The following is a 7,964-nucleotide window of genomic DNA, read 5'->3' as shown; positions in this document are numbered from 1 at the left end:
GTCGGAGATGCTGCCGCCCACGACCTGGGCGGGCAGCCCGCGCACCGGACGCCCGCGCAGGTCGAGCAGACCGGTCTGCCGGGCGAGCGCTTCCCCGTCCTTGGCGACCCGCACGACGTACCGCGAGCTCTTGCGCAGCCCGCCGGCGCCGAGCACGTGCACTTCCGCGGAGTAGCCGAACAGCTCGAAGATCTCGCGACGCAGTCGACGGGCGATCGAACCGAGGTCCACCTCGGCTTCGACCACCACCCGGCCGCCCACGATGTGCAGGCCACCGGCGAAACGCAGGAGAGCGGACACCTCGGCCTTGCGGCTGCTGGTGCGGGTCACCGCGAGCCTGCTCAGCTCGTCCTTGACCTCCGCTGTCATTGCCACGAGACGTTCTCCCTTCGGCTGCTGTCGCGTGCGCCGGCGGTGCCGGACGCGGCAGGCAGGTGTGTTGCCAGAACCTCCGCCAGTTTGGCGGGGTCGTGTCGATGGGTGCCGGGCTCCGCGACGTCCGCGTAGACGACCTCGGCGCCGAAGCCGGCCGCGGCCCGGCACAGGTGTTCGCGTTCCCGCCCGGGCGGCACCGTCGCCGCGTCGACCACGATGTGGTCGACGTGGAAGCCCGGGGCGTGTTGCGCCAGCACGTGCAGGTGACGTTCGGTGGAGAACCCGGCGGTCTCCCCCGGTTCCGCCGCCAGGTTCAGGACCAGCACCTTGTGGGCCGGGGTGCGGATGAGCGCGTCGAGCAGGTCGGGCACGAGGACGTGCGGGATGACGCTCGAGAACCACGAGCCCGGACCGAGCACCACCAGGTCGGCCGTGTCGACGGCGGCGAGCGCGTCCGGGCACGCCGGCGGATCTGCCGGGATGAGCCGGACCCGGCGAACCTTGCCGGGGGTGGTCGCGACCGCGACCTGGCCGCGGATGCCGCGGCTGACCCGGGGATCGGATTCGAGACCGGAGACGTCCGCCTCGATGTCCAGCGGGATCGGCGACATCGGCAGCACGCGGCCGTTGACCTGGAGGACGGCGGCCAGCCGGTCCAGCGCGGCGACCGGGTCGCCGAGGACCTCGGTGAGCCCGGCGAGGATCAGATTGCCGACCGAGTGCCCGGCGAGCGCACCGGTGCCCCCGAACCGGTGTTGCACGGTTTCGGTCCACACCCGGATCTCCGGGGTGTCGGCGGCCAGCGCCGCCAGCGCCATGCGCAGGTCGCCGGGTGGGATGACGCCGAGTTCGGCGCGCAGGCGCCCCGACGAGCCGCCGTCGTCGGCGACGGTGACGACGGCGGTGACCCGGTCGGTGAGGCGTCGGACCGCGCTGAGCGTCGCGTACAGTCCGTGACCGCCGCCGAGTGCAACGATCGCGGGCCCGGTCATTCGCGGCCCAGATCCCGGTGCACGACGTGCACCGTCAACGCCGGGTCCTGTTCGAGGCGCGCGGCGAGCGCTTCCGCCATCGCCACGCTCCGGTGTTTGCCGCCGGTGCAGCCCACCGCGATCGTCATGTAGCGCTTTCCCTCCCGACGGTAGCCGGCCGTGGTCAATCGGAGCACTCGATGATAGGTCTGCAGGTATTCGTCCGCGCCGTCGCGGGAGAGCACGTAGTCGCGCACGTCGGCGTCCTGCCCGGTGTGGTCGCGCAGCTGCGGCACCCAGTGCGGGTTCGGCAGGAAGCGCACGTCGCACACCAGGTCCGAGTCCATCGGCAGACCGTACTTGAATCCGAAGGACTCCACGGTGACCTGGATGGTGTCGGCGGCGGCGTCACCGAACGCCGATTCGATCTTGCGGCGCAGTTCCGGCCCGGACAGCGCGGACGTGTCGACCACCAGGTCCGCGGCGGCCTTGACGGGGGCGAGCTGGGCGCGTTCGGCGGCGATGCCGTCGGCGAGGGTGCGGTCGGCGGTGTCGGCCTGCAGCGGATGGCTGCGGCGCACCTGCTCGAACCGCCGGATGAGCACGGCATCGGTGGCCTCGAGGAACAGCACCCGGGTGCGCACCGGGCGCGCGGCGAGTTCGGTCACGACCCATCCGAGGTCGCCGGTGAACAACCGGCTGCGCACGTCCATCACGACGGCGAGCCGCTCGAGCGGCGGTTCGGCCTGCACCGCCAGATCGACCATGGCGATGACCAGCTGCGGCGGCACGTTGTCGGACACGTACCAGCCGAGATCCTCGAGGGCCGTGGCCGCGGTGCTCATGCCGGCCCCGGACAGCCCGGTGACCAGCGTCACCTCGGCACGTCGATCCCCCGGGACGGCCTCGGCGCCGCCCGGTTCCGTCTCGATCGCAGATTGTTGGTTCACAGTTGCGGCTCCGCTCCCGTTCCCGACACGCCGACGATGTCATCATCACGTACCGGCGTGTCCTGCGCAGCCTCATCGGCGACGGGCAGGACGGACGGCGTGTCGGCGGCCCCCGGATCGTCCGCGCGCAACGCGTCGAGCACCGCGCGGGCGGTGGCCGCTCCGATGCCCGGGACGGCGGTGATCTCCTCGACGCTCGCCTCCCGCAGCCGCGCCACCGACCCGAAGTGCTTGACCAGCGCGGTGCGCCGGGTCTGCCCGAGTCCGCGGACCCCGTCCAGCGCGGACGCGGTCATCCGCCGCGACCGCTTGCTGCGGTGGAAGGTGATCGCGAAACGGTGCGCCTCGTCGCGGACCCGCTGCAGCAGATACAGCGACTCGCTGGTGCGCGGCAGGATCACCGGGTCGGATTCGCCCGGGACCCACACCTCCTCGAGCCGTTTGGCCAGGCCGATCACCGACACGTCGGTGACCCCGAGTTCGTCGAGGACCTCCGCGGCGGCCGCGACCTGCGGGGCGCCGCCGTCCACGACGAACAGGTTCGGCGGGTACGCGAAGCGCCGCGGCTTGCCGGTGGCCGGGTCGAGCGCGGCCTCGGTGGAGAAATCTCCCCCGTCCCCACCTTCGGCACCCTCCGCCGCCGCGACGTCGCGACGGTGCCGCAGGAAGCGGCGGCGGGTGACCTCCGCGATGGACGCGACGTCGTCGGAGCGCCCGTCGCCGGCGGCTTCCTTGATCGCGTAGTGCCGATAGTCCGACTTGCGGGGCAGGCCGTCCTCGAACACCACCAGCGAGGCGACGACGTCGGTGCCCTGCACGTGGCTGATGTCGACGCACTCGATGCGCAGCGGCGCCGAGTCCAGGTCGAGCGCGTCCTGGATGCCCTGCAACGCCGCGGACCGCGCGGTGAAGTCTCCGGCGCGGCGCAGTTTGTGCTGGGAGAGGGCCTCCTGCGCGTTGCGCTGCACCGTCTCCGCCAGGGCCTTCTTGTCGCCGCGCTGCGGCACCCGCAACCGGACCGGTCCGCCGCGCAGCCCGGCGAGCCAGCGGCTCATCTCCTCCGGGTCCGGGGGCAGTGCCGGCACCAGCACCTCGCGCGGCACGGCACTTCCCGCCGGTTCGGCGTCCCCGCTGTCGGTGGGCCCTGCTTCGGTGAGCGCGGCTTCTTCGCCGTAGAACTGGGTGAGGAACTGCTCGACGAGCAGCGACTCCTCCGTGTGTTCGCCGGTGTGCTCGGTGTCGATCCGGTCGGCGGCGTCGGGACGGTCGACGACGTCCCCGGACTTCTCCACGACCCACCCGCGCTGCCCGCGGACCCGGCCCCCGCGGACGTGGAAGACCTGCACCGAGACCTCGAGGTCGTCGCCGGCGAACGCCACCAGGTCGGCGTCCGTGCCGTCACCGAGAACGACCGCCTGCTTCTCGAGTGCCCGGCGCAGCGCCCCCAGGTCGTCACGGAGCCGCGCGGCGGTCTCGAAGTCCAGTTCCGCCGACGCGGCCTGCATGCGTGCCTCGACGTCGCGGACCAGCTTGTCGGTGCGGCCGGCGAGGAAGTCGCAGAAGTCCTCGACGATGCGGCGGTGTTCGGCGGCGTCGACCCGTCCGACGCACGGCGCCGAACACTTGTCGATATACCCGAGCAGGCAGGGCCGGCCGATCTGCGTGTGCCGTTTGAACACCCCGGCCGAGCAGGTGCGGGCGGGAAACACCCGCAACAGCAGATCCAGGGTTTCCCGGATCGCCCACGCGTGCGAGTACGGACCGAAGTAGCGCACCCCCTTGCGCCGCGGACCGCGGTAGACGAACAGCCGCGGATACTCCTCGTTCAGGGTGACCGCGAGCATCGGATAGGTCTTGTCGTCGCGGTAGCGGACGTTGAATCGCGGATCGAATTCCTTGATCCAGTTGTATTCGAGCTGCAGCGCCTCGACCTCGGTGCTGACCACCGTCCATTCGACGCTGCCCGCCGTGGTGACCATCTGCCGGGTCCGCGGGTGCAGCGACGCCACATCCGCGAAGTACGAGTTCAGGCGCGAGCGAAGGCTTTTCGCCTTACCCACGTAGATGACGCGGCCGTGCGGATCACGGAAGCGGTAGACACCCGGCTCGGTGGGGATGGATCCGGGAGCGGGGCGGTAGGAGGAGGGGTCGGGCACGGGTCCAGGCTAGTCGCCGGTGCCGACGTGTCCGCCGTACCGCGCGCGCAGCCGACGGAACGAGTCGACGGCGTCGACCGCGTGCTGCCCGTCCCGCACCTGCAGCGCCGCGACGGGCAGGTACTCGTCGTGAGGCAGTTCGAGGCGGGCCCACGGGCCACCGTGATCGAAGCTGAGGTCACCGACCTCGTCCCAGCTCAGGCGACGTTCGCCGAACACCTTGCGGACCTCGATCCCGGCCGCTCCGGCCCGCAACCGGGGCCGGGCGTACATCAGGGTGAACCCGGACACCACCAGGCCGATCGCGATCATCGCGATCTGATCGGCCAGGCGCAGATTCGCACCGGTGTACTCGCCACCGCGCAGGACCAGCGCGGCACCGATGTGACCGAGCATCAGAACCGAAGCACCGATGATGATCCAGCGCCGCATCTTGACGCTCTGGACGTCGAGCTCCCATTCCGTCGTGCTGGTGGTGTGTGCGGTCATCGATCCGTCTCCCGGAGGCGCCGGAGCGTCACCGCGGTGTCGAGAGCCGCGGCGCACGCCTGGCCGCCCTTGTCCTCGGCGGAGCCGGGCAGCCCGGACCGGTCCAGGGCCTGCTGCTCGGTGTCGGTGGTGAGCACACCGTTGCCGACCGGGGTGCCCTCGTCCAGGGCGACCCGGGTCAGCCCGTAGGTGACGGCGTCGCACACGTACTCGAAGTGCGGGGTGCCACCGCGGATGACGACGCCGAGCGCCACGACGGCGTCGTGGGTGCGGGCCAGCTGCTGCGCCACGACCGGCAGCTCGATGGCACCGGCGACGCGTTCGAGGGTGACGTCGGTGATGCCGGCCTCGTCGGCGACGCGCTGCGCGCCGGCGATCAGGGCGTCGGAGATCTTCTGGTGCCAGCTACCCGCGACGATCGCCAGGCGCAGTCCGCGCGCGTCGGCGAGCTGCAGGTCGGGCAGACCTTCCCCGCTCATCAGGCGTCACCGGCCTCGAACTCGTCGAGCCCGATCAGGTCGTGGCCCATGCGGTCGCGCTTGGTGCGCAGGTAGGTGAGGTTCTCGGCGTTGGCGCGCAGCGGCATCGCGACCCGCTCGGTGATCTGCAGACCGTAGCCGTCGAGACCCACCCGCTTGGCCGGGTTGTTGGTGAGCAGCCGCATCGACGAGATGCCGAGATCGACGAGGATCTGCGCGCCGATGCCGTAGTCGCGGGCATCGGCGGGCAGGCCGAGCTGCAGGTTCGCGTCGACGGTGTCCGACCCGGAATCCTGGAGCTGGTAGGCCTGCAGCTTGTGCATGAGGCCGATTCCGCGGCCCTCGTGCCCGCGCATGTACAGCACGACACCGCGCCCTTCGGCCGCGATCATCTCGAGGGCGGCGTCGAGCTGGGGGCCGCAGTCGCAGCGCAGCGAGCCGAACACATCTCCGGTCAGGCACTCGGAGTGGACCCGCACGAGCACGTCCGAGCCGTCGCCGTCGGGTCCGGCGATGTCACCGCGGACCAGCGCGACGTGCTCGACCTCGTCGTAGATGCTCTGGTAGCCGACGGCGGTGAAGTCGCCGTGGCGGGTCGGGATACGGGCCTCGGCGACGCGCACGACGTGCTTCTCGTGCTTGCGGCGCCACGCGATGAGGTCGGCGATGGAGATCATGGCGAGTTCGTGCTCGTCGGCGAAGACGCGCAGTTCATCGGTGCGGGCCATCTCGCCCTCGTCCTTCTGCGAGACGATCTCGCAGATGACGCCGGCGGGACGCAGATCGGCCATGCGGGCCAGGTCGACGGCGGCCTCGGTGTGGCCGGGGCGGCGCAGCACGCCGCCTTCCTTCGCGCGCAGCGGCACGACGTGACCGGGGCGGGTGAAGTCGTCGGCGCGGGTGTTCGGGTCGGCCAGCAGTCGCATGGTCGCGGCGCGGTCGGCCGCGGAGATGCCGGTGCCGATGCCTTCCTTCGCGTCCACGGTGACCGTGTACGCGGTGCCGTGCTTGTCCTGGTTGGTCGAGTACATGGGGGGCAGCCCGAGCCGGTCGCAGTCGTCGCCGTCGAGCGGCACACACAGGTAACCCGACGTGTACCGCACCATGAACGCCACCAGTTCGGGGGTGGCCTTCTCCGCCGCGAAGATGAGGTCGCCCTCGTTCTCCCGATCCTCGTCGTCGACCACGACGACGGCCTTACCGGCGGCGATGTCTGCAACCGCGCGCTCGATCGTGTCGAACCTCGTCACTTGCCTGGGCTCCAAATCTCGATTTTCCAACAACTGCTTGCACTACCGCGGCACGCGGAAACTGCCGCATTCAACAGTACGACTCAGCGGCCCGCGTGCTGCAGGCGCTCCACGTACTTGGCGATCACATCCACCTCGAGATTGACGACGGTGCCCGGTTCGGCGGTGCCCAGGGTCGTCAGCGACAGGGTGGTGGGGATCAAGGAGATCTCGAACCATTCCGCTCCCGGTTCGCCGCCGAGACCGGAGACGGTCAGCGAGACTCCGTCGACGGTGATCGACCCCTTCTCCACGACGTAGCGGGACACGGTGTCCGGCAAGGAGATCCGCACGACGGTCCAGTTCTCGGAGGGGGAACGGGAGATCACGGTGCCGGTGCCGTCGACGTGCCCCTGCACGAGATGCCCCCCGAGACGGCTGCCGAGCGCGGCGGCACGTTCGAGGTTGACGCGGCTGCCGGCGGCGAGCTGCCCGAGGCTCGAACGGTTCAGTGTCTCCTGCATCACATCCGCGGTGAACTTGTCTCCCTCGACGACGTCGACGACGGTCAGGCACACACCGTTGACGGCGATCGACTCGCCGTGCTTCGCGTCCGAGGTCACCAGCGGCCCGCGGACGGTGAAGCGTGCCGCGTCCGCCAGGTCTTCGCGCGTGACGATCTCACCCAGTTCCTCGACGATCCCGGTGAACACCTACCCGCTCCTTTGCTCCCGGTCGGGGACCAGGGTCATCAACACGTCGGCGCCGACCGTTTCGACGCGCTCCCGACGAAACCGTATCGCCTCGGAGATCGTGTGCACTCCGACGTCCCTCACAGCGGACCATCCGTCGCCGAGAAGTACCGGCGCGATGTAGGCCTGGATGCGGTCGACACGCCGGGCGGCGAGGAACGCCCCGGCCAGGCGGGGACCGCCCTCGAGCAGGACGTCGGGGTGGTCGGTGAGTGCGTCGAGCACCTCCTCGACGTCGTGGGTGCGCAGCACCAGCGTCGGCGCGGCGTCGTCGAGCACCCGGGCCCGGGTCGGCAGCTCGCTGGTGCCGACCACGACCCGCAGCGGCTGGTGCGGGGCGAGGGAACCGTCCGGGAGCCGGGCGGTGAGCCACGGGTCGTCCGCGAGGATGGTGCCGGTGCCGACGACGATCGCGTCGAGGCGGGCCCGTTCGGCGTGCACGATCGCGCGGGATTCCGGTCCGGAGATCCACTGGCTGGTGCCGTCGGCGGCGGCGATGCGCCCGTCCAAGGTGGCCGCGTACTTCCACGTCACGTGCGGACGCCCGGTCCGGGTGCGGTGCA

General features: G+C 71.0%; 9 protein-coding genes. All 9 read right to left on the bottom strand.

What is annotated here, in order from left to right; genetic code table 11:
• The coding region (whiA, locus tag ACN675_RS26330; RefSeq protein WP_420753627.1) for a DNA-binding protein WhiA at positions 1-375 on the bottom strand (375 nt) is incomplete at its 3' end.
• The gene (locus tag ACN675_RS26325; protein ID WP_420753626.1) at positions 366-1,367 is read right to left on the bottom strand and encodes a gluconeogenesis factor YvcK family protein; all 1,002 of its coding nucleotides are present in this window, start codon (positions 1,365-1,367) and stop codon (positions 366-368) included. The genes ACN675_RS26325 and whiA, both read right to left, overlap by 10 nt.
• On the bottom strand, positions 1,364-2,278 hold the full coding sequence (gene rapZ, locus ACN675_RS26320; protein WP_420753628.1) for an RNase adapter RapZ: 915 nt from the start codon (positions 2,276-2,278) through the stop codon (positions 1,364-1,366). The genes ACN675_RS26325 and rapZ overlap by 4 nt, the downstream gene beginning before the upstream one ends.
• Positions 2,279-2,292: 14 nt before the next feature.
• A complete protein-coding gene (gene uvrC / locus ACN675_RS26315) occupies positions 2,293-4,452 on the bottom strand; it encodes an excinuclease ABC subunit UvrC (RefSeq protein WP_420753625.1) in 2,160 nt (719 codons plus the stop codon).
• A gap of 9 nt (positions 4,453-4,461) precedes the next feature.
• Entirely contained in the window at positions 4,462-4,941 is a 480-nt protein-coding gene (locus ACN675_RS26310) for a PH domain-containing protein (protein WP_420753624.1), read from the bottom strand.
• A complete protein-coding gene (gene ribH, locus ACN675_RS26305; protein WP_197253121.1) occupies positions 4,938-5,420 on the bottom strand; it encodes a 6,7-dimethyl-8-ribityllumazine synthase in 483 nt (160 codons plus the stop codon). Before ribH ends, ACN675_RS26310 begins: the two co-directional genes overlap by 4 nt.
• Positions 5,420-6,670, bottom strand: a complete 1,251-nt coding sequence (locus ACN675_RS26300; protein WP_420753623.1) for a bifunctional 3,4-dihydroxy-2-butanone-4-phosphate synthase/GTP cyclohydrolase II — start codon at positions 6,668-6,670, stop codon at positions 5,420-5,422. The genes ribH and ACN675_RS26300 overlap by 1 nt, the downstream gene beginning before the upstream one ends.
• Positions 6,671-6,753: 83 nt before the next feature.
• Positions 6,754-7,362 carry a riboflavin synthase gene (locus ACN675_RS26295; RefSeq protein ID WP_420753622.1) on the bottom strand — a complete coding sequence of 203 codons (609 nt, stop codon included), beginning with the start codon at positions 7,360-7,362 and terminating at the stop codon, positions 6,754-6,756.
• Positions 7,363-7,964: RibD family protein (locus tag ACN675_RS26290; RefSeq protein WP_420753621.1), on the bottom strand; the 602-nt coding region annotated here is incomplete at its 5' end.

This window comes from Rhodococcus sp. O3 (assembly GCF_048897285.1).
In the GTDB taxonomy this organism is placed as follows: Bacteria; Actinomycetota; Actinomycetes; order Mycobacteriales; family Mycobacteriaceae; genus Rhodococcus.
Note: the sequence above shows the minus strand (reverse complement) of the source record. Positions and strands in the feature narration are given on the sequence as shown.